Origin of the sequence: Pseudomonas sp. F3-2 (assembly GCF_038804275.1) — a bacterium.
Taxonomy (GTDB): Bacteria; Pseudomonadota; Gammaproteobacteria; order Pseudomonadales; family Pseudomonadaceae; genus Aquipseudomonas.
The window spans coordinates 837344-857071 of record NZ_CP152388.1 but is presented as its reverse complement, the minus strand read 5'-3'; the positions used below and the strand labels follow the sequence as shown (position 1 = coordinate 857071).

Below are 19728 nucleotides of genomic sequence, written 5' to 3'. Positions count from 1 at the left end.
AATACAAAACGTCACAATGCGCTCACCGGTCATTCAGGAATCTTCTCTTCGATGGAATTCAAGCAACTGCGCAGCTTTGTCGAAGTCGTGCGCCGAGGTGGCTTCACTCAGGCGGCCAAGACGCTGTACGTCAGCCAGTCAGCGGTGAGCAAGCAGGTCGCGCAGCTGGAGGAGAGCCTTGGCGTCACCCTGCTCGATCGTCATGGATCGCAAGTCAGCCTGACGGCTGCGGGGAGAATCGTGCTCAACCGTGCGGAAGAAATGCTCGTGCTGCGCAACGGCCTGCTGCGAGAGCTGGATGACCTGAGCCATCTGGCCCGCGGAGAACTGAATCTGGGGCTGCCGATGCTGGGCAGTGACACGCTGTTCGCCGAGACGTTTGCTGAGTACAGGCGGCGTTACCCGAACGTGACGATTCACCTGATCGAAGGCGGCAGTCGGGCCATCGAGCAGGCCGTGATGAGCGGCGAGCTTGAATTGGGCGGCAGCCTGACGCCCGACGATCCCGCTTTCGCCTGGCAACCTTTCTGCGACGAGCCGCTGGATGCCCTGCTGCCCGCCCGTCATCCGCTGGCGAACCTGAGTGAGATCGAACTGAGCCAGCTGGCGGATACGCCGTTTCTGCTGTATCAGCGCAGCTTCGTGCTCAACGATCGTCTGCTGCAGGCGTGCCAGCAGGTTGGCTTCACGCCCAAAGAAGGCGGGCGCAGTGGTCAGGCGGATTTCCTGGCGGCGCTGGTGGCTGCCGGCCAAGGCGTGGTGCTGCTGCCGCAAGTCGTGGCGCGTGCGCTGGTCCGCCCTGGCGTCGTGCACGTGACGCTCAAGGCGCCGCCGACCTTGCGATGGGACATTGCCTTCATCTGGCGCAAGGGTGCGTATCTGTCCAAAGCCGCTCAGGCCTGGCTGGCGCTGCTGCGTGAGCGGGCGGCGCCCAATGGCTTATTTACGCCTGTAACTGACTGACGAACCCGGCCAGCCAAGGCTCGGCATCGCTCTCCGGGGTCACCGATTCGCTGGCGTCCAGACGCAGCATCTCCTGCACTTCGCGAACACCCAGCTCCATGAACAGCTCACGCATCTGCTCGCCACCGCCGCAGAACGTGTCGCCATAGCTGGCATCCCCCAGAGCGATCACACCGCCCGGCAGACCGCGCCATGCCGCCGGCAACGTGTCGCGCAACTGGCTGTACAGCGGGAGGATGTTGTCCGGCAGCTCGCCCAGCCCGGTGGTCGAAGTCACGGCCAGCAAGGCCTGCGGAGCAAACGCCTGCAGATCGGCCAGCGTTGCGCGCGGGTTGAAGAAGACCTCATGGCCGGCGTCCTTGATGATGTCTTGGGCGTGACGGGCGACTTCTTCGGCCGAGCCGTACACCGAGCCTGAAACAATGGCGACTTTCATTGTGCGATCCTGTGACTGAGTAAAATCGTGCGGCATTATGCCCCAGAGCGGCGCAATGTCTTAGAATGCCGCCTTCGTAATGCCAGGGAGGAGCATTCAGTGATCAACGCAAAACTGCTGCAACTGGTCGTCGACGAGTCCAACGACGGAATCGTGGTAGCCGAGCACGAAGGCGATGACGACATTCTCATCTACGTCAACAAAGCCTTCGAGCGCCTGACCGGTTACAGCGCGCAGGACATCCTTTATAAGGACTGCCGTTTTCTTCAGGGTGACGAGCGCAATCAGCTGGCCAGAAAGGTCATTCGTCAGGCGCTTGCCAAAGGTCAGCCCTGTCGTCAGATCCTGCGCAACTATCGCAAGGATGGCACGTCCTTCTGGAATGAGCTGTCGATCACGCCAGTGTTCAACGATGCGGAAAAGCTGATGTATTACATCGGCATCCAGAAGGACGTGACCGAGCACGTGCTGGCGCAACAGAAAGTTGTCGAATTGCAGGCGGAACTGGCGCAAGCTCGTGCAGAGATTGAAGCGCTGAAACGGTAACGTCCTGTAACTGACGAACGGCAGCAACAAAACAGCGAATTTTTGGTCTGCTTTCTCAATAACCGGTAAATCGAGCTCGAACATGCAGCGCGACAATATCCTCACGCAGGATGAGCTGGACTTCATCCAGAACATGCAGCGCAACCCCAAGCTGAACCTGCGTGACAAGTCCCGCAGCCTGGTGGTTAACGGCGGCGTGCAGATTCAGGATCTGCTGACGCGCCTGGCCGCACATGAGCAGGTGACCATCCAGGCCCAGTTCGACAACCAACAGATGACCTTCCCGCTGCATCTGGTCGAAGACGAATTCCACGCGCTACACCTTGAGCTCGGCGCGCCGAGCATTTTTGAAGAAGGCCCGCGTATTCGTCCATGGCGCCTGACGCTGCCGGAACCGATGGCACTCGAGACCGAAAAAGGCTCGCTCACAGCGCTTTGGGTTCATGAGATTTCGTTCAAGGGCATCCTGCTTGAAAACCGCAAGCAGACCAAACCGCCCAAGTATTTCTCAGCGTGGTTCACACCGCCCGGCTATGCGCCCATCGCGCTGCGCGGTACGTTCGAACGCCTGACCGAGCAAGGCCTGGCGGCTTATCGATTGAGCCAGAACAGCAAGGAAGACACTGAGCGCCTGCGCCAGTACATCCTCCAGCAGCATCGCAAGATCCATCCCTCGATGCACCTGTGACGTAACACGTCGCAGGCGGCTGGCCGAATTCGGCATTGGCCGCGCAGCGCTCAGCGTGCCTTCACGTATCCAGTCGTCCGGCCAGAAATAACTGCAAGCGTCGCTGCATCAATTGGCCTTCGCTGCCGAGGCAGCCGATGGCAGTGCCGTTGAGACTGTCCAGGGCCATGTCGGCGATTTCCCCGGCCAGCAGCAACGGGCAGTTCAGGCTCAGACCCAGACGAACCAGCTTCTTTGGCGTGTCGGCAGTCGGCAGCGAGTTTGAGAAGAGCACCAGCGCCTGCGGCCGCATTTTGCTGCAAACCAGGCTCAGCTCTTCAAGGGGCTGCCCGGGAGCAAGCACGCTGACAGCCACGTCGCTGGTGCTCATCAGAATGCCCGCCACCCACAACTCCAGCTCACGGCACCCGCCTGGCATCGACGCCAACAACACGCGCTGACTGGCCGAACCTCGCGTCAGTTGCACCCGCTGCAGGGTGCGCGCCCGCAGGAAGCTGTCCAGAAACAGCCATTCGCTGATCTGCCCAAAACCGTCATGCCGCGCAGCGAACTCGCGCCACACCGGCATCAATAATTCCTGAAACACGACCGGCAACGGGTACGTCGAAAATATCTGACCATAAAGTTGGTCCAGGCGGTTCTCGTCGAATTCGTTGACCGCCTGACGCACCTGAGCTTGCCAGCTGTGCTGTTCGGCGGCATCGATCACGCTGTGCAGCGCTCGCTCTGGAGCCCCCAGCCCGCCGATGCCGGCGAGGATCTTGCCGACTTTGCTCACCGACACGCCGCGCTCGATCCAGTCGGTGATGGTGCGGATGTTGTCGATATCGGCCTGGGAATAAAGCCGATGGCCGCTTTCAGTGCGGGTAGGCGAAATCAGGCCGTAGCGACGCTCCCACGCCCGCAGCGTGACCGGATTGACGCCAGTCAGACGCGACACTTCGCGGATCGGAAACAGCTCGGTGTTTTTGAGCTCGTCGATGCCGCGCGAGTCAGAAAGCATTTGAGTCATGGCGGGCCAGATCTTCGTAGGATTCGGCCGCATTGTAGCGGCGCTGAGTGGCAAAAAGGCGCGTTGTCCGACGAAGACAGATGGCTTTATTCAGGGAATCAGGAATAATCCTTGCTTGCTTTTCCAGTGAAGCTGACGCGACGCCACCACCCCGGCACTGCGTCATGTGATTTCCCTACCCGGGAAGCTCACTCGTTATCGGAGATACACAATGTCTACCTCACCCGTCACGCTGATGGTTGCCCGTCGCGTCGCCCATGGCCGCTATCAGGAACTGATTGCCTGGCTGCATGAAGGCGAACAGCTCGCTACAGACTTTCCCGGCTACCTTGGCTCTGGCGTGCTTGCGCCGCCTCCGGGAGATGACGAATTCCAGATTATTTTCCGCTTTGCCGATGAGGCCACGATGCACGCCTGGGAGCATTCTGCGTCCCGACGCTCGTGGTTGGTGCGCGGCAGCGGCCTGTTTGCCAAGAATTCCGTGCATCGCGTACGAGGCATGGACGGCTGGTTCGGTACCGTTGGTCAGCGCCCGCCGCGCTGGAAACAGGCCGTCGCGATCTGGCTGGCATTCTTCCCGGTCTCGCTGATCTTCAACTACGTGCTGGGCCCTTTGCTGGGTCAGCTGGAATTGCTGCCGCGCATCATGATCAGCACCCTGATCCTGACGCCGTTGATGGTGTTCTGGTTCATCCCTCTGTCGACCCATCTTTTGTCGGGCTGGCTGAACAACCATGTTCAGGTGCCCACCGCCGCCGCAGAGTCGGCCTCGACCCGCTGACCTCACGCCGCGGTTTTCGCGGGAGCCCATTGGCGGCTTTCCCGCGATCACCGCGCATACCGGCCCCGCGCTCATACCCTACAGTTGTACACCACTGACCATTGGGTTAACTTTGCCCCGGACGGTCATTCTCTGATGGCGCAATGAAAGCAGCTCGCCGCAGACTCGAATTCGACTGGCCGCCGTCTCTCTTCTTCCTTGATGACCACGTGAGCAGCCATGGCTTCCTCTCCTGCCCCAGTCCTGATCACGGGCGCCAGTCAGCGCGTCGGTCTTCACTGCGCCGAACGCCTGCTGCACGAAGGCCAGCCGGTGATCATCAGCTATCGCAGCGAGCGACCGGGTGTGCAGCGCCTGAAAGAGCTGGGCGCGGTGGTGATTCAGGCCGATTTTTCATCGCAAGAAAGCGTGATGAATTTCATCGCGCAGCTCAAAGCGCAGACCGACAGCCTGCGCGCGATCGTGCACAACGCGTCGGACTGGCTCGCCGAGACGCCAGGCGACGAGGCCGAAGTGTTCACTCGCCTGTTCAGCGTCCACATGCTGGCGCCGTACCTGATCAATCTGCACTGCGCCGAGCTGTTGCAGCGCAGCGAAGTGGCCGACATCGTTCACATTGGCGATGACGTCACGCGCAAAGGCAGCAGCAAACATATCGCCTACAGTGCAAGCAAAGCGGGGCTGGAGAATCTGACGCTGTCGTTCGCCGCCAGATTCGCGCCCCATATCAAGGTCAATGGCATCGCCCCGGCCATGCTGATGTTCCAACCCGACGACGACGCGGCGTATCGCGCAAGAACGCTGGCCAAATCCGCGCTGGGCATCGAACCCGGCGCCGAGGTGATCTACCAGAGCCTTCGCTATCTGATGGATAACCCGTACGTTACCGGCACCACTCTGACCCTGAACGGCGGACGGCACGTCAAGTAAGCCGCCCCGAGGACCCACTTAATGACTTTGTCACTGCCACAGCACTACCGCGAAATCCTCGTTGGTCTGGGTGAAGATCCCGAGCGCGAAGGGTTGCTGGACACGCCCAAGCGCGCGGCCAAGGCGATGCAGTATCTGTGTCATGGCTATGATCAGACGCTTGAGGAAATCGTCAACGGCGCGCTGTTTGCGTCCGACAACGACGAAATGGTGATCGTCAAGGACATCGAGTTGTATTCGCTGTGCGAGCACCACCTGCTGCCCTTCATCGGCAAGGCGCACGTGGCTTACATTCCGACCGGCAAGGTTCTGGGGCTTTCGAAGATCGCCCGGATCGTCGACATGTTCGCCCGGCGCCTGCAGATCCAGGAAAACCTCACGCGGCAGATTGCCGATGCGATCCAGGGCGTGACCCGCGCTGCGGGCGTGGCGGTAGTCATCGAAGCCCAACACATGTGCATGATGATGCGCGGCGTCGAAAAGCAGAACTCGACCATGAACACCTCGGTGATGCTCGGCGCCTTCCGCGAATCCACCACGACGCGCATGGAATTTCTGCAATTGATCGGACGGAGCAAGTAGTCCATGGCAAGACTTGAACCAGGCACCGCACGCATTCGGGTCAAAGACCTGTGCCTGCGCACTTATATCGGCATCAATGAGGATGAGATCCTCAACAAACAGGACGTTCTGATCAATCTGACGATCCTGTATGCGGCTCAGGAAGCGGTGCGCGATAACGATATCGATCACGCCCTCAATTACCGCACGATCACCAAGGCGATCATTCAGCACGTGGAAAGCAACCGCTTTGCCCTGCTCGAACGCCTGACTCAGGAAGTGCTGGACCTGGTGATGAGCCACCAGGCGGTGCAGTACGCCGAGGTGGAAGTCGACAAGCCCCACGCACTGCGCTTCGCTGAATCGGTGTCCATTACCCTCGCCGCGGAACGCTGAGCATCAGGCGCTGAGCATCGCGCGCGGGTATTCCCGATTCGGGCATTTGCCTCGGTGGGCGCGCATTCATCCGCGCCCACAGCCCATGCATCCGGTCGACGAATACCATTGCCCACCCTGCCCCGCACTCTTATCATCCGCCCCACCTTCATTCGCACAGAGTCCATCATGACCGAGCAACAACGCCTGGAACTCGAAGCCGCCGCCTTTCGCCGTCTGGTCGCGCATCTGGACAGCCGCAAGGACGTCCAGAACATCGACCTGATGAACCTCGCTGGCTTCTGCCGCAACTGCCTGTCGAAGTGGTACAAGGCCGAAGCTGACGAGAAGCACATCGACATCAGCCTCGATGACGCCCGCGAAGTGGTCTACGGCATGCCGTACAGCGAGTGGAAATCCAGATACCAGAAAGAAGCCAGCGCCGACCAGCAAGCGGCGTTCGCCAAGGAACAGAAACATGACTGACCTGAACACCCTGCGCAGCAGCCTGAAAAGCGGCGAGCACGTCTTCGCTGACACACTGGCTTTTGTGGCTGCTCATTATGACTACCAGCCTCAGGCGTTCAGCAACGGTGCGGTAGAAAACGCAGCGGGTCAGAACGAGGGGTCGTGCAAGACGTTGGGCCTGGCATTGCTGGAAGGGCTGAGTGACGAAGAAGCGCTACTGGCCTTCGGCGAACACTATCGCTCCGTGATTGCAACGCCTGAAGGCACCGATCACGGCAACATCCGCGCATTGATCGCCGATGGGCTGGCGGGCGTGGAATTCAGCGCACAGCCGCTGACTCGCAAGGCGTAACGCCACCTTCGCCTATGTAGGAGCGTGGCTTGTCCCGCGATCGGCGACGCAGTCGTCGTGAATTCGGTGTACGCGGTGTGCCAGATGCAACGATGGAGCTGACTTTACTGGCCTTCGGCGAACACTATCGCTCCGTGATTGCAACGCCCGAAGGCACCGATCACGGCAACATCCGCGCATTGATTGCCAACGGGCTGGCGGGCGTGAAATTCAGCGCACCGCCGCTGACTCGCAAGGCGTAACGCCACCTTCGCCTATGTAGGAGCGTGGCTTGTCCCGCGATCGGCGACGCAGTCGTCGTGAATTCGGTGTACGCGGCGTGCCAGATGCAACGATGGAGCTGACTTTACGACTGCTGCGCAGCCGATCGCGGGACAAGCCACGCTCCTACTATGAAGGCGATCATCAGACACAAAAAAACCGGCCCTTGGGCCGGTTTTTTTTGTTTTGAAGCGTTGGATCAGAACGAGGCGTTCGCCAGGCCGTCCAGGTAGCGCTCGACGTCCAGTGCCGCCATGCAGCCTGCGCCAGCCGAGGTAATTGCCTGGCGGTACACGTGGTCAGCCACGTCACCGGCCGCGAACACACCTTCAACGCTGGTGGCCGTCGCATTACCTTCGCGACCGCCTTGCACGACCATGTAGCCGTCCTTCAACGCCAGTTGGCCTTCGAACAGCGACGTGTTCGGCGTGTGACCGATTGCGATGAAGACGCCATCGACTTTCAGCTCCGAGAAGCTGCCGTCGTTGTTCTTCAGGCGCGCACCGGTTACACCCATGTCGTCACCCAGCACTTCGTCGAGCGTCGAGTTCAGCTTGAGTTCGATCTTGCCTTCCGCCACACGTGCATGCAGCTTGTCGATCAGGATTTTCTCGGCGCGGAACGTCTCGCGACGGTGCACCAGAGTCACTTTGCTGGCGATATTGGCCAGGTAAAGCGCTTCCTCAACGGCAGTGTTACCACCACCGACGACCGCCACAGGTTTGTTGCGATAGAAGAATCCGTCGCAAGTTGCGCAGGCCGAAACACCCTTGCCCATGAACGTCTCTTCGGACGGCAGGCCCAGGTAGCGAGCGCTGGCGCCAGTGGCGATGATCAGTGCGTCGCAGGTGTAGGTCCCGCTGTCGCCCTTCAGGCTGAACGGCTTGCCAGCCAGATCGACGGCGTTGATGTGGTCGAACACGATCTCGGTCTCGAAACGCTCAGCGTGCTCACGCATGCGGTCCATGAGCGCCGGGCCGGTCAGGCCATGGGGATCGCCCGGCCAGTTGTCGACTTCGGTGGTGGTGGTCAGCTGACCACCGGACTGCATGCCGGTGATCAGCAGCGGCTTGAGGTTGGCGCGTGCCGCATAGACCGCAGCGCTGTAACCGGCAGGGCCGGAGCCGAGAATAATCACTCGGGAATGACGTACATCAGACATGACACACTCCTATTGACCGGCCATCGTTCACGTGTGGTCGGAGTCACTGTGGTCTAAGCCGGCGCACCGGCTGGAATAAAAAGGATCGGCGCCAGCATGAAAGCCGTTTGGTTTACCCGTTCGCCAATCCTGAAATCGTGACGCTGCGACCTTGGCCGCAGCGACGGTATTACAAGCTGGTAGCGTTTGCAGCCAGGTAATCAGCAACGCCCGAAGCGTCGGCTTTCATGCCTTTCTGGCCTGGACGCCAGCCAGCAGGGCAGACTTCGCCGTGCTCTTCGGTGAACTGCAGTGCCTCGACCAGACGCACCATGTCGTCCACGTCGCGGCCCAGCGGCAGGTTGTTCACCACCTGATGCTGAACGACGCCAGCCTTGTCGATCAGGAACGAACCGCGCAGCGCGACGCCGTCGTCGTGTTCGATACCGTAAGCGCGAGTGATCTCGTGCTTGATGTCGGCAACCATGGTGAATTCGACTTCACCGATACCGCCCTTCTCCACCGGCGTGTTGCGCCATGCAGCGTGGGTGAAGTGCGAGTCGACGGACACGCCGACGACTTCAACGCCCAGCTCACGGAATTTACCGATGCGGTTGTTGTGGGCAATGATCTCCGACGGGCACACGAACGTGAAGTCCAGTGGCCAGAAAAACAGCACAACGTATTTGCCTTTCAAGGACGACAGCTTGAAGCTGTCGACGATCGAACCGTCACCCAGTACGGCCGCAGCATCGAAATCAGGGGCTTGTTTGTTTACCAGAACGCTCATCAATACTCCTTCGAGGTTCAAAGTGAATGGGAAAAGGTCTAAAAGTTGCCCGCAAGCTTATCGGGGCGGCAGAGATTAAGGAAATATCGATTCACAATCCAGCTCATAGACCCCACCTATCCCCGATCGGATGCCACACGGTTCTGTCGATAGACTTTCTCGGCCAGAGATTGTTTCGGCGAATGTCATGACGCCCGTCCAGCTTCCGCGCCCGCGACAAAGCCGGTAAGGTCGGCGCGACTTCAACCCCTGGAGGCCACCATGCCTGCACCCGCCCTGTCCGGTCCGCAATACCTGCGCGAAGGCCTTAAACTGGTCCTCAGCCCCGGGCTTCGCCTGTTCGTTCTATTACCCCTGGCCATCAACCTGGTGCTGTTCAGCGCCCTGATCTACTTCGCAGGTCACGAATTCAGCCTGTGGGTCGATTCCTTCATGCCCTCGCTGCCGAGCTGGCTGAGCTTCCTCAATTACATCCTGTGGCCGTTGTTCGTAGTGCTGGTCGTATTGATGGTGTTCTTCACCTTCACCATGATCGCCAATATCATCGCGGCACCGTTCAACGGATTTCTTGCTGAAAAAGTCGAAGTGGTGCTCCGGGGCAAGGACGACTTCCCCGCCTTCAGCTGGGCCGAACTCATCGAAATGGTCCCGCGCACCCTGAGCCGCGAGATGCGCAAACTCGGCTATTTTCTGCCACGGGCCATCGGCCTGTTCATCCTTTCGTGGATACCCGTCGTCAACATCATCGCCGCGCCGTTATGGCTGCTGTTCGGCGTGTGGATGATGGCTATCCAGTACATCGACTACCCCGCCGACAACCACAAGATGAGCTGGCAAGATATGCTCGCCTGGCTGCGCGCCAAACGCTGGCAAAGCATGAGCTTCGGCGGGATCGTGTACCTGGTGCTGCTGATCCCGGTGGTCAACCTCCTGATGATGCCAGCAGCCGTGGCCGGCGCGACGCTGTTCTGGGTAAGGGAGCGCGGGGCGGAGACACTGGCAGAGCGGATTCGGTAACACCAGAAAGGCCTCGAAAGAGGCTTTTTTTGCGTTGCCACTGCGGTGAAAACATCCGGGCACTTCCTTCGATCAAAAATCAGGAGCGGTCCTACAACAGTCTTCACGACATCCCACACCCGATCTATTTGACCATGGACTCGCCCATTTCGGCGTTCAATAACCGGGAAACCACGTCCATGGAAATTAATCCAATCGATGCTTCACGCGAATTCGTTTCCGCTCCGCTGAAAGCGAAACCCAAGCCAGAGCCCAACGCCCCGAAATTCATGCAAGCGCTGGCACAAGCCGTGGAAAGGGTCACTTCTAAGACGCTGATAGCCGAGCCTGCCGCACTCACGCGACATATCAAACCTCGTTGCCATTTGAATTTGGTCAGTCTTAACCCGGTACAAACGCACTACGCACCTGAAGCGGCAGCACTAGAGCGAGTAGGCGCGTCCAGAGTTGTTCCGTTCCCAGCCGGTTGACTATGTTGACAACCGCCGTTTACGCACTTTTACGTCGAGGATGTGAACATGCATATTGAGCTAAGTAGCCGAACAATCGATAGCGTTGGCAGCTCCGTAAAAAACGACAACGATATTCGCAGTAAAAACGGAAAATTCTCGGACATTTTAAGTCAAACGTTCCGACCGAAGTCGGACCTGACCACGCGAAACGTCGAATTAGCGCGATCCCGGCGGGAGATATTACACGCAGCAAGTATCAACTCCAAAACAGCGATGAAGCTCGCGAACGACTACGCCCACAACGCTCTGGGATCGCCATTGCTGGATCTGTCCGACCGAACTAATATTCGTTATTCTCTGACTGGCGAACCAGTGACCTCAAAATCAAGTCAATACTTTCAGCAAATCAGCCAAGCGATGCAAAGACAATGCGAAACGCTTTATCAGCAAGAGACAGCGAAAGGAACACCTGCCATAACAATCCTTGAAAAGATCTTCAGCCTTCACGATACGTTGCCGCCAAAATTCAGAGACATGCTCGGTATTTGATCTAAGCGTCCCCGCCTATCACGGCGGGGACCTACTGACTCCATCTACCAATTGACAGTAAGTCGACCTGCCTGGCCTGCGACTGGCGTTCTACCAGGATCGGATAACTTAAGCTCGAAAAAGAATGGCTCCGTTGAAAGGAACTGAGTGAAGATTGCCCTGGAACCTACGCGCTGTCGAGAAATATCAATACAACGTGTCAAGGTCTGACACAGATAAACTTGTAGCCCCCTCGGCCACCCATGCACGTTCCAGTTCCAGCTTATGTTTTTAATGAATCCTTCTCCCACTCTAGCAGGGATAGGCACATGAGCGGTGTAAACATAATTTTTAGAATGCAAAGTTGGCAACTTAACCGTAGATGTATAGGTTCCTGCAAACGCACATGGCGCCATACAAAAAAATCCGCTTATCATTCCAGCACGCAGAGCGCTACCGCTCCACCTTTTGAGGTTTCTCATCATTTGGTCCTGAGTAGGTGAATACTTTCGCCACGTAGGGCTTAAAAAGTTATGTCAGCAACGTTCTCGCTAGCGAGACAAAAACTGATAATCCGACGTTATTCAGAAGCAAATCAGAGTCAATGGAAGAACACGAAAACAACCGACTTTCAGAAACTTCTTACACCCCCCTCAGAGACGTACAGGCCAACGTAAGAGTGGGCCAAACTGTGATTCGTTAATCCGCGCGCGTAGAAAGTTTGAACATGTCACAAATCCATCACTCAACCGCCATGCAAGCGCAATGCGGGGCTCAGAGACTGGCTGTCATGAGTAAATCCCTGCATATCACCCTGATTACTGAAACCTACGCGCCTGAGATCAATGGCGTGGCGAACACGCTCAGCCGCTTGTGTGAAGGTTTGCGCACGCGGGGGCATCGGGTCGAGGTGATCAGGCCTCGGCAGACGGACGATCCTTCGCGCGCTGCCGGGGATGATCTGATGCTGTGCCGCGGCTGGCCGATTCCGGGCTATCCGGGGTTGCAGTGGGGGCAGTCGTCGATGCACAAGCTGCTGCGGCGCTGGCGGCGCAATCGTCCCGATGTGCTTTACATCGCTACCGAAGGTCCCTTGGGCCTTTCTGCCCTGCGGGCGGCGCGCCGTTTGCGGATTGCGATCGTCAGCGGTTTCCACACCAACTTTCAGCAGTACACGCGGCAGTATGGGCTGGGTTTCATTACTCGCCTGCTGACCTCGTATCTGCGCTGGTTTCATAACCGCTCCGCTGCCACGCTGGTGCCCAGTGTCACTCAGAAAAACGAGCTCGAGCGGCGCGGCTTCGAGCGCCTGGAATTGCTGTCGCGAGGCGTGGATTGCCAGCTGTTTCATCCGTCCAGGCGCTCCACCTCCTTGCGTGAATCCTGGGGGCTGGAACCCGGCGACACCGCGGTTCTGCATGTCGGCCGACTGGCACTGGAAAAGAATCTGGGCTTGCTGAAGACCACGTTCGACTCGCTTGTCAGCGAATATCCCGAGAAAAACCTGAAGCTGGTGATTGTCGGCGACGGCCCGGTGCGCGCGACATTGCAGGAGCAAATGCCGGATGCGATTTTCTGCGGGGCCCAGCGCGGTGAAGCGTTGGCGACGCTTTATGCGTCCGGAGACCTGTTTCTGTTCCCCAGCCTGACCGAGACGTTCGGCAACGTGGTGCTGGAAGCCTTGGCCTCTGGGCTTGGCGTCGTTGCCTACGACGAAGCCGCAGCGGCCCAGCATATCCGTCACGGACACAACGGCGCCGTCGCCATGCCGGGCGACGAAGAAGGTTTTATCGACGCCGCACGATGGATGCTCGAAGACGACGAGACACTGCGACGCGTGCGATTGAACGCCCGGCAACACGCCAGCCGGCAAGGCTGGGCGGGCGTCATCGAGGCGTTCGAATGCTACCTGCGCGTGGCGAGCGAAACGCAGGAAGGGGTTGTGGTGGGGATGTAGCGTGGGCGATGGATGGTCCGACTTTTCGCGAGCAAGCACGCTCCTAAAAGGTGTGCGGTCTGGATCGCCACGGTCAACGCAGAACCTGTGGGAGTGAGCCAGCTGTCTATAAACCACCTGCGATCAACGGCACAACACCCGACGCCTTCCCGGCTAAAGCCGGTCCTACGAAAAACCTGCAGCGTCTGTAGGACCGGCTTCAGCCGGGAAAAGGCCGATTCAGGCTGTGGAGTTGCAGCGTCTGGAAATCAGCCATCGCGAGCAAGCACGCTCCTACAAGGTGGGCGGTCTGGATCGCCACAGTCAACGCTGAACCTGTGGGAGTGAGCTTGCTCACGAAGAGGCCGGTACTGGCGCCACACCTTCAGCGACTGAACCACCGATTCGCGAGCAAGCGCGCTCCTACAAGTAATCGTGGATGCCTTACTCCAGCTTGCCCAACGCATCGCGACTGAACGGCAGGATGTCTTCTTCGCGGCCGTCGCGCACTTTCACCGCCCAGTCGGGGTCGACGAGCAGCGCGCGGCCAACGGCGACGAGGTCGAACTCATCATCGCCCAGACGCTTGAGCAGATTTTCCAGGCTTGCAGGCTGGGCGACTTTATCGGTGTTCACCATGAACTGCAGGAATTCGCCGTCCAGGCCGACGCTGCCGACGGTAATCGTAGGCTTGCCGGTCAGTTTGCGTGTCCAGCCTGCCAGGTTCAGGTCAGAGCCCTCGAACTCAGGCTCCCAGAAACGCCGCGTCGAACAGTGGAAAATGTCCACGCCGGCGTCGGAAAGGGGCTGGAGGAAGGCGCCCAGCTCCTCGGGCGTCTGCACCAGGCGCGCGGTGTAGTCCTGCTGTTTCCACTGCGAGTAACGAAAGATGATCGGGTAATCCGGGCCAACCGCAGCGCGCACAGCCTTGACCAGCTCGATCGCAAAGCGCGACCGATGGGCCAGATCGCCGCCATATTCATCGCTACGCTGGTTCGTGCCTTCCCAGAAGAACTGATCGACCAGATAGCCATGAGCGCCATGGATCTCAACGCCATCCATGCCGATCTCTTTGGCGTCCTTCGCCGCTTGAGCGAAAGCGCCGATGACGTCCTGAATGTCTTGCCGGGTCATGCCATGAACCACGACGTTGCCGTCTTTGAGCTTCTCGGTCGGCCCATACGCCGGAACAGCGCCGTCCGGCTCGGTGCCCAGACGGCGAACAGCGCCAACGTGCCAGAGCTGAGGCACGATCTTGCCGCCTTCCGCATGCACCGCTTCAACCACTTTCTTCCAACCGGCCAGCGGGGCTTCGCCGAAGAATTGCGGCACGTTCGGATAGCCGTTTGAGGCCTTGTGCCCAACTGTGGTGCCTTCGGTGATGATCAGGCCGACGCCGGCAGCGGCACGGCGGCGGTAGTACTCGATGACTTTGGAATTAGGCACGCCACCCGGCGAGAACGATCGGGTCATTGGCGCCATCACCACCCGCGTCGGTAGCGCCAGGCTGCCCAGGTGGAAAGGTTTGAACAAGGCTTTGACTGGCATGCGGGCGTCCTCGGCGTAAGGAAATATTATGAAGGTCATACAGAATGAGCCGAACGGCGCATCGTGCCCAGCACTATTGATTGGAGTGATTAAGGTACAGAAAGATTGACGCAAACCACTGCAGGATCGAGCTTGCTCGTGATCGCGATCTGAAGGGCGTTACTGATTGGGATGAATCAACGCAGCGCAAGCAGTTTGCCTGCAAAGCGTGCGTTGACGATCAATGAAGCGCTTTTTCAATGGCCTGGATGACAGCAGGATCATCCGGCGTGGTGCGCGGCGAGAAACGCGCCAGCACGCGGCCATCTTGCCCCACCAGAAACTTTTCGAAGTTCCAGGTGATATCCCCTGGAAATTCGGCGCCTTCGCCCGCCAGCATCTGATAGAGACGATGACGATGAGGGCCGTTCACTTCCAGCTTGTCGCCCAGCGGAAAGGTCACGCCATAGTTGAGCGAGCAGAACTCTTGAATTTCTTCCTGAGTCCCGGGCTCCTGTCCGGCGAACTGATTACAAGGCAGGCCCAGCACGCTGAAGCCGCGGTCCTTGTACTTTTGATAGAGGTTTTCCAGCGCGGCATATTGCGGCGTGAGGCCACACTTGGATGCCACGTTGACCACCAGAACCACTTTGCCCTTGAGCGGCGCGAGGGGCAGTTCCTGGCCATCCAGAGCTTTCAATTTCAGGTCGTGAAATACACTCATGACGAACTCCCCTGCTCACCATACATAAAACCCTTGGCCGAAAAAGGCGCCCTCCCAAGTCGCGAAAACCGAACTGTTTTCGCAAACCCGCGAGGACGCCTGGCCAGCTAAATGAGCTTAGCAGGACAAATCAGTGGTGATGACCGCCTTCACCGTGGACGTGACCGTGGGCGAGCTCTTCCTGGCTGGCATCACGGATCGCGACGACCTTGACCTGGAAATTCAGACGCTGACCGGCCAGAGGATGGTTGCCGTCGACAGTGACGTCGTCGCCGTCCAGGTCGCGAATGGTCACGATCTGCATCTGGCCGTCCGGAGCGGAAGCATGAAACTGCATGCCGACTTCCAGCTCGTCAACGCCTTCGAACATGCTGCGGTTCAGGGTGCTGACCAGTTCGGCCGAGTATTCGCCGTAGGCGTCTTCAGGCTCGATGGAGACTTTGAGCTCGTCACCGATGTCCTTGCCTTCCAGTGCCTTTTCCAGACCCGGGATAATGTTACCTGCGCCTTGCAGGTAAACCAGCGGCGCGCCGCCGGCAGAACTGTCGATGACCTCACCAGCGTCGTTGGTCAGGGTATAGTCAATGGAGACAGCCTTGTTGGCGGCGATCGGCATGGGGCGAGACCTTTTGCAAATAGATATGAGCGACCAAGTCTAACCAAGCACTCGCGCGAAAGCGAACGCAACTCAGACGGACGGCCCCGATTGCACGACCTCCCATTGCCGGAAAACGACCCGAAGATTACTGGCTTTCATCAAGATGAAGACGGCCACTGGATCGTCGAACTGTCCTGCGGACACACCCAGCATTTACGTCACCAGCCACCGTGGCAGTCCCGGCCGTGGGTGCTCGATGCAGCCTTGCGACAAGAAAAAACAGGACAATCCTTTCGCTGCGGCTGGTGCGCGCAAGGGGCAGATAACGATAACCTTGTCCCCCGTTGAGACGCTGCGACTGAACAGCGTCCGGTTTTATTCGGTCCATTGGCGGACTCGGGTCTGTACGAAACGTCGGCGAGCGCAGCCTGAATTCGTACATAGCCACGCCGGGACCTTTGCACGCTCACTTTCGAGAAGCCCGCATGCAGACTTTCTTTATCGCGCCCACTGATTTTGGCGTGGGTTTGACGTCCATCAGCCTTGGACTGGTGCGCACCCTGGAGCGCGCCGGACTCAAAGTCGGTTTTTTCAAGCCCATCGCCCAGCCGCATCCTGGCGATCTGGGCCCGGAGCGCTCGACCGAGCTGGTCGCCCGCACCCATGGCCTCAAACCGCCCAAGCCGCTTGGCCTGGCGCACGTCGAGCGCATGCTTGGCGAGGGCCAGCTCGATGAGTTACTCGAAGAAATCATCAGTCTTTATCAGCAGGCCTCGGTCGGCCGCGACGTGCTGATCGTCGAAGGCATGGTGCCGACCCGCAGCGCCAGCTACGCCGCCCGGGTCAATCTGCACATGGCCAAGGCGCTGGACGCAGAGGTGATTCTGGTCTCGGCGCCGGAAAACGAGGTCCTGACCGAATTGTCGGGCCGCGTGGAGCTTCAGGCCCAGATGTTTGGCGGCCCCAAGGACCCGAAAGTGCTGGGCGTGATCCTCAACAAGGTGCGCACCGATGAGAGCATGGAGGCGTTTTCGGCGCGCCTCAAAGAGCATTCCCCATTGTTGCGCAGCGGCGATTTCCGCCTGCTGGGCTGCATCCCGTTCCAGGCCGATCTCAACGCCCCTCGCACCCGTGACGTGGCCGACCTGCTGGGCGCGCAGGTGATCAACGCCGGCGACTACGAACAACGGCGCATGTCGAAAATCATCATCTGCGCGCGAACCGTGCTCAACACGCTGCAACTGCTCAAGCCGGGCGTGCTGGTGGTGACGCCGGGCGATCGCGACGACATCATCCTGGCCGTGAGCCTTGCGACGCTCAATGGCGTGCCGCTCGCCGGACTGCTGCTGACCAGCGATACCCTGCCCGACCCGCGCATCATGGACCTGTGCCGAGGCGCGTTGCAGGCGGGTCTGCCGGTGTTGTCAGTGAGCACGGGATCGTATGACACCGCCAACCAGCTTAACCAGCTGAATAAGGAAATCCCCATCGACGACCGCGAGCGCGCGGAGATCATCACTGACTTCGTCGCCAGCCATCTGGACGCCAACTGGCTGCATCAGCGCTGTGGCACTCCACGGGAGATGCGCCTGTCGCCCGCCGTCTTCCGGTACCAACTGATTCAGCGCGCTCAAGCGGCGAACAAGCGCATTGTCTTGCCCGAAGGCGCCGAGCCCCTCACCGTGCAGGCTGCCGCCATTTGCCAGGCGCGCGGTATCGCCCGCTGCGTGCTGCTGGCCAAACCCGAAGAAGTGCACGCGGTCGCGCGCGCCCAGGGCATCGAGTTGCCGCCGGGGCTGGAAATTCTCGATCCGGACGAAGTGCGCGAGCGCTATGTGGCGCCGATGGTCGACCTGCGCAGGAACAAGGCGCTCAACGCGCCGATGGCCGAGCAACAGCTGGAGGATCCAGTGGTGATCGGCACCATGATGCTGGCGCTCGATGAGGTCGACGGCCTGGTTTCCGGCGTGATTCACTCCACCGCCAACACCATCCGGCCTGCCCTGCAACTGATCAAGACCGCGCCGGGCTGCACCCTGGTGTCATCGGTGTTCTTCATGCTGTTCCCTGAGCAGGTGCTGGTGTACGGCGACTGCATCATGAACCCGCACCCGACCGCCAGTGAGCTGGCCGAGATCGCCGTGCAGAGTGCTGACTCTGCCGTGGCATTCGGCCTGTCCCCGCGCGTCGCGATGATCAGCTACTCAAGCGGTAACTCGGCCAGCGGCGAGGAAGTGGAAAAGGTCCGCGAAGCCACGCAGCTGGCTCGGGAGACGCAGCGCGGCCTGCTCATCGACGGACCGCTGCAATATGACGCCGCTGCCAACGAAAACGTCGCCCGCCAACTGGCGCCGGACAGCCCGGTGGCCGGCCGCGCCAACGTGTTCGTCTTTCCTGACCTGAACACGGGCAACACCACGTACAAGGCGGTGCAGCGCAGTGCGGACTGCGTCAGCCTGGGCCCGATGCTGCAAGGCTTGCGCAAACCGGTGAACGACCTTCCGCGGGGCGCGCAGGTCGATGACATCGTGTATACCATCGCCCTGACTGCGATTCAGGCGGCGACGTTGCCTCAATAACGTCGGCCTGCAATATCCTTCAATCACAATAACGCCGCCGGAACCCACCGGCGGCTGTCTTGCCTCGGAGTTCGATCCCTCATGGATTTCTTGCCCGCCCCCTTGCGTGGCGTCATCGCCTCGCTGCTGTTGGCGCTCAACACCATCGTCTGCTGCACGCCGTTGTTCGTCGTCGCGATCTTCAAGCTGTGCCTGCCTTTCACTGCCGCGCAAAAGGTCACTGACTGGCTCATGAGCCACATTCATGAAGCCTGGATCAGCAACAACAATGCCTGGATGAACCTGCTGGGTCATACCCGCTGGCACCTGAGCGGTCTGGAAGGCCTGGATTATCAGCACTCTTATCTGGTGACCAGCAATCACCAGAGCTGGGTCGACATCATGGTGCTGCAGTACGTGCTTAACCGGCGCATCCGCCCGCTGAAATTCTTCCTCAAACAAGAGCTGATCTGGGTGCCCGTGATCGGGCTGGCGTGGTGGGCGCTGGGCTTTCCGTTCATGAAGCGTTACAGCAAAGCCTATCTGGCCAAACATCCGGAAAAGAAAGGCAAGGACCTGGAGACGACCCGCCGCACCTGCGCGAAATTTCGAAACAACCCGGTCGGCATCTTCAATTTCGTCGAAGGCACGCGCTTTACCCAGGCCAAGCACGCGCAACAGAACTCCCCGTTCCGCTATCTGCTCAAGCCCAAGGCCGGCGGCATCGCGTTCGTGCTCGATGCCATGGGCGAGCAGCTGGAATCGATCGTCAACGTCACCATTCATTACCCAGCGGGCCAGCCCGGTTATTGGGATCTGCTGTGCGGGAACGTGCGCGAAGTGGTCGCGCATTTCGAAGAAGTGCAGATCCCGCCGCAATTCATTGGCAAAAGCTACGACCAGAATGACGCCTACCGTCTGGAATTCCAGCAGTGGATCAACCGCATGTGGGAAAACAAGGATGCGTTGCTGGCACAGATGCATGAGCAGCATCCGGGCTGACCAGCCCACGGGCCGTTCACCTCGCCTGAGTAAACGCTGGGCACATACCGACCGCCCATAAAAAACCCCGGCACTCAGGCCG

23 protein-coding genes and 2 pseudogenes are annotated in these 19728 nt (G+C 59.4%); 17 read left to right on the top strand and 8 right to left on the bottom strand.

Going from position 1 to position 19728, the window contains the following annotated elements; translation table 11 throughout:
• Nucleotides 1–51 precede the first annotated feature (51 nt).
• A complete protein-coding gene (locus AAGQ88_RS03940; RefSeq protein ID WP_342654497.1) occupies nucleotides 52–963 on the top strand; it encodes a LysR family transcriptional regulator in 912 nt (303 codons plus the stop codon).
• Here AAGQ88_RS03940 and AAGQ88_RS03935 read toward each other — a convergent pair.
• Nucleotides 944–1399, bottom strand: coding sequence for a flavodoxin (locus AAGQ88_RS03935; protein WP_342654496.1), 456 nt, complete (start codon nucleotides 1397–1399; stop codon nucleotides 944–946). The two genes, AAGQ88_RS03940 and AAGQ88_RS03935, sit on opposite strands and share 20 nt — an antisense overlap.
• Nucleotides 1400–1498: 99 nt before the next feature.
• Here AAGQ88_RS03935 and AAGQ88_RS03930 point away from each other — a divergent pair, with 99 nt between their 5' ends.
• Nucleotides 1499–1945 (top strand): PAS domain-containing protein, encoded by a 447-nt coding sequence (locus tag AAGQ88_RS03930; RefSeq protein WP_093462227.1) that lies wholly within the window; start codon nucleotides 1499–1501, stop codon nucleotides 1943–1945.
• Nucleotides 1946–2027: 82 nt separating this feature from the next.
• On the top strand, nucleotides 2028–2633 hold the full coding sequence (locus AAGQ88_RS03925) for a hypothetical protein (protein ID WP_342654495.1): 606 nt from the start codon (nucleotides 2028–2030) through the stop codon (nucleotides 2631–2633).
• 61 nt (nucleotides 2634–2694) lie between these two features.
• Here the strand turns inward: AAGQ88_RS03925 and AAGQ88_RS03920 are convergent, their stop codons facing one another.
• Nucleotides 2695–3645 (bottom strand): MerR family transcriptional regulator, encoded by a 951-nt coding sequence (locus tag AAGQ88_RS03920; RefSeq protein ID WP_342654494.1) that lies wholly within the window; start codon nucleotides 3643–3645, stop codon nucleotides 2695–2697.
• 211 nt (nucleotides 3646–3856) lie between these two features.
• Between AAGQ88_RS03920 and AAGQ88_RS03915 the strand changes: the two genes are divergently transcribed.
• The 7 genes and pseudogenes from AAGQ88_RS03915 to AAGQ88_RS03885 form a co-directional block, all read left to right on the top strand.
• Nucleotides 3857–4426 (top strand): antibiotic biosynthesis monooxygenase, encoded by a 570-nt coding sequence (locus AAGQ88_RS03915; protein WP_285426456.1) that lies wholly within the window; start codon nucleotides 3857–3859, stop codon nucleotides 4424–4426.
• Between the two features lie 219 nt (nucleotides 4427–4645).
• Nucleotides 4646–5356, top strand: coding sequence for a dihydromonapterin reductase (folM, locus tag AAGQ88_RS03910; RefSeq protein WP_342654493.1), 711 nt, complete (start codon nucleotides 4646–4648; stop codon nucleotides 5354–5356).
• A gap of 21 nt (nucleotides 5357–5377) precedes the next feature.
• The gene (gene folE, locus AAGQ88_RS03905; protein ID WP_342654492.1) at nucleotides 5378–5938 is read left to right on the top strand and encodes a GTP cyclohydrolase I FolE; all 561 of its coding nucleotides are present in this window, start codon (nucleotides 5378–5380) and stop codon (nucleotides 5936–5938) included.
• Nucleotides 5939–5941: 3 nt separating this feature from the next.
• Complete coding sequence (gene folX, locus AAGQ88_RS03900; protein ID WP_342654491.1) at nucleotides 5942–6313, top strand: dihydroneopterin triphosphate 2'-epimerase; 372 nt, start codon at nucleotides 5942–5944, stop codon at nucleotides 6311–6313.
• A 168-nt stretch (nucleotides 6314–6481) separates the two neighbouring features.
• On the top strand, nucleotides 6482–6778 hold the full coding sequence (locus tag AAGQ88_RS03895) for a DUF1244 domain-containing protein (RefSeq protein WP_093462245.1): 297 nt from the start codon (nucleotides 6482–6484) through the stop codon (nucleotides 6776–6778).
• The gene (locus tag AAGQ88_RS03890) at nucleotides 6771–7112 is read left to right on the top strand and encodes a HopJ type III effector protein (RefSeq protein ID WP_342654490.1); all 342 of its coding nucleotides are present in this window, start codon (nucleotides 6771–6773) and stop codon (nucleotides 7110–7112) included. Before AAGQ88_RS03895 ends, AAGQ88_RS03890 begins: the two co-directional genes overlap by 8 nt.
• A 104-nt stretch (nucleotides 7113–7216) precedes the next feature.
• Nucleotides 7217–7354: pseudogene (locus tag AAGQ88_RS03885) on the top strand (HopJ type III effector protein); the annotation flags it as partial.
• Nucleotides 7355–7572: 218 nt separating this feature from the next.
• Here the strand turns inward: AAGQ88_RS03885 and trxB are convergent.
• Together trxB and AAGQ88_RS03875 are read right to left on the bottom strand one after the other, a co-directional pair.
• On the bottom strand, nucleotides 7573–8535 hold the full coding sequence (trxB, locus tag AAGQ88_RS03880) for a thioredoxin-disulfide reductase (protein ID WP_285426451.1): 963 nt from the start codon (nucleotides 8533–8535) through the stop codon (nucleotides 7573–7575).
• A gap of 169 nt (nucleotides 8536–8704) precedes the next feature.
• Nucleotides 8705–9304: a peroxiredoxin gene (locus AAGQ88_RS03875; protein ID WP_342654489.1), complete on the bottom strand. Its 600-nt coding sequence runs from the start codon at nucleotides 9302–9304 to the stop codon at nucleotides 8705–8707.
• Nucleotides 9305–9565: 261 nt separating this feature from the next.
• On the opposite strand from AAGQ88_RS03875, the gene cysZ reads away from it, so the two are divergent.
• From cysZ to AAGQ88_RS03860, 3 genes are all read left to right on the top strand, one after another.
• Nucleotides 9566–10321: a sulfate transporter CysZ gene (gene cysZ, locus AAGQ88_RS03870; RefSeq protein ID WP_285426449.1), complete on the top strand. Its 756-nt coding sequence runs from the start codon at nucleotides 9566–9568 to the stop codon at nucleotides 10319–10321.
• Nucleotides 10322–10500: 179 nt separating this feature from the next.
• Complete coding sequence (locus tag AAGQ88_RS03865; protein ID WP_342654488.1) at nucleotides 10501–10791, top strand: hypothetical protein; 291 nt, start codon at nucleotides 10501–10503, stop codon at nucleotides 10789–10791.
• Between the two features lie 48 nt (nucleotides 10792–10839).
• Nucleotides 10840–11322 carry a hypothetical protein gene (locus AAGQ88_RS03860; protein WP_342654487.1) on the top strand — a complete coding sequence of 161 codons (483 nt, stop codon included), beginning with the start codon at nucleotides 10840–10842 and terminating at the stop codon, nucleotides 11320–11322.
• Nucleotides 11323–11366: 44 nt separating this feature from the next.
• On the opposite strand, the gene AAGQ88_RS03855 is transcribed toward AAGQ88_RS03860, so the two are convergent.
• Entirely contained in the window at nucleotides 11367–11717 is a 351-nt protein-coding gene (locus tag AAGQ88_RS03855) for a flagellar protein FlhE (protein WP_342655733.1), read from the bottom strand.
• A 374-nt stretch (nucleotides 11718–12091) separates the two neighbouring features.
• Between AAGQ88_RS03855 and AAGQ88_RS03850 the strand changes: the two genes are divergently transcribed.
• Nucleotides 12092–13258, top strand: a complete 1167-nt coding sequence (locus AAGQ88_RS03850) for a glycosyltransferase family 1 protein (protein ID WP_342654486.1) — start codon at nucleotides 12092–12094, stop codon at nucleotides 13256–13258.
• Nucleotides 13259–13681: 423 nt separating this feature from the next.
• Here AAGQ88_RS03850 and AAGQ88_RS03845 read toward each other — a convergent pair whose 3' ends face one another.
• The 3 genes from AAGQ88_RS03845 to AAGQ88_RS03835 form a co-directional block, all read right to left on the bottom strand.
• Nucleotides 13682–14785, bottom strand: coding sequence for an NADH:flavin oxidoreductase (locus AAGQ88_RS03845; RefSeq protein WP_342654485.1), 1104 nt, complete (start codon nucleotides 14783–14785; stop codon nucleotides 13682–13684).
• A gap of 220 nt (nucleotides 14786–15005) precedes the next feature.
• Nucleotides 15006–15488 carry a glutathione peroxidase gene (locus AAGQ88_RS03840; protein ID WP_285425617.1) on the bottom strand — a complete coding sequence of 161 codons (483 nt, stop codon included), beginning with the start codon at nucleotides 15486–15488 and terminating at the stop codon, nucleotides 15006–15008.
• A gap of 130 nt (nucleotides 15489–15618) precedes the next feature.
• Nucleotides 15619–16104, bottom strand: coding sequence for a peptidylprolyl isomerase (locus tag AAGQ88_RS03835; protein WP_285425616.1), 486 nt, complete (start codon nucleotides 16102–16104; stop codon nucleotides 15619–15621).
• Between AAGQ88_RS03835 and AAGQ88_RS03830 the strand changes: the two are divergent.
• From AAGQ88_RS03830 to AAGQ88_RS03820, 3 genes and pseudogenes are all read left to right on the top strand, one after another.
• Nucleotides 16073–16434: pseudogene (locus AAGQ88_RS03830) on the top strand (DUF3565 domain-containing protein). The gene AAGQ88_RS03835 and the pseudogene AAGQ88_RS03830 sit on opposite strands and share 32 nt — an antisense overlap.
• Before the next feature lie 137 nt (nucleotides 16435–16571).
• Complete coding sequence (gene pta, locus AAGQ88_RS03825; protein WP_285425615.1) at nucleotides 16572–18665, top strand: phosphate acetyltransferase; 2094 nt, start codon at nucleotides 16572–16574, stop codon at nucleotides 18663–18665.
• An 81-nt stretch (nucleotides 18666–18746) separates the two neighbouring features.
• Nucleotides 18747–19646 carry an acyltransferase gene (locus tag AAGQ88_RS03820; protein ID WP_342654484.1) on the top strand — a complete coding sequence of 300 codons (900 nt, stop codon included), beginning with the start codon at nucleotides 18747–18749 and terminating at the stop codon, nucleotides 19644–19646.
• Nucleotides 19647–19728: the final 82 nt, after the last annotated feature.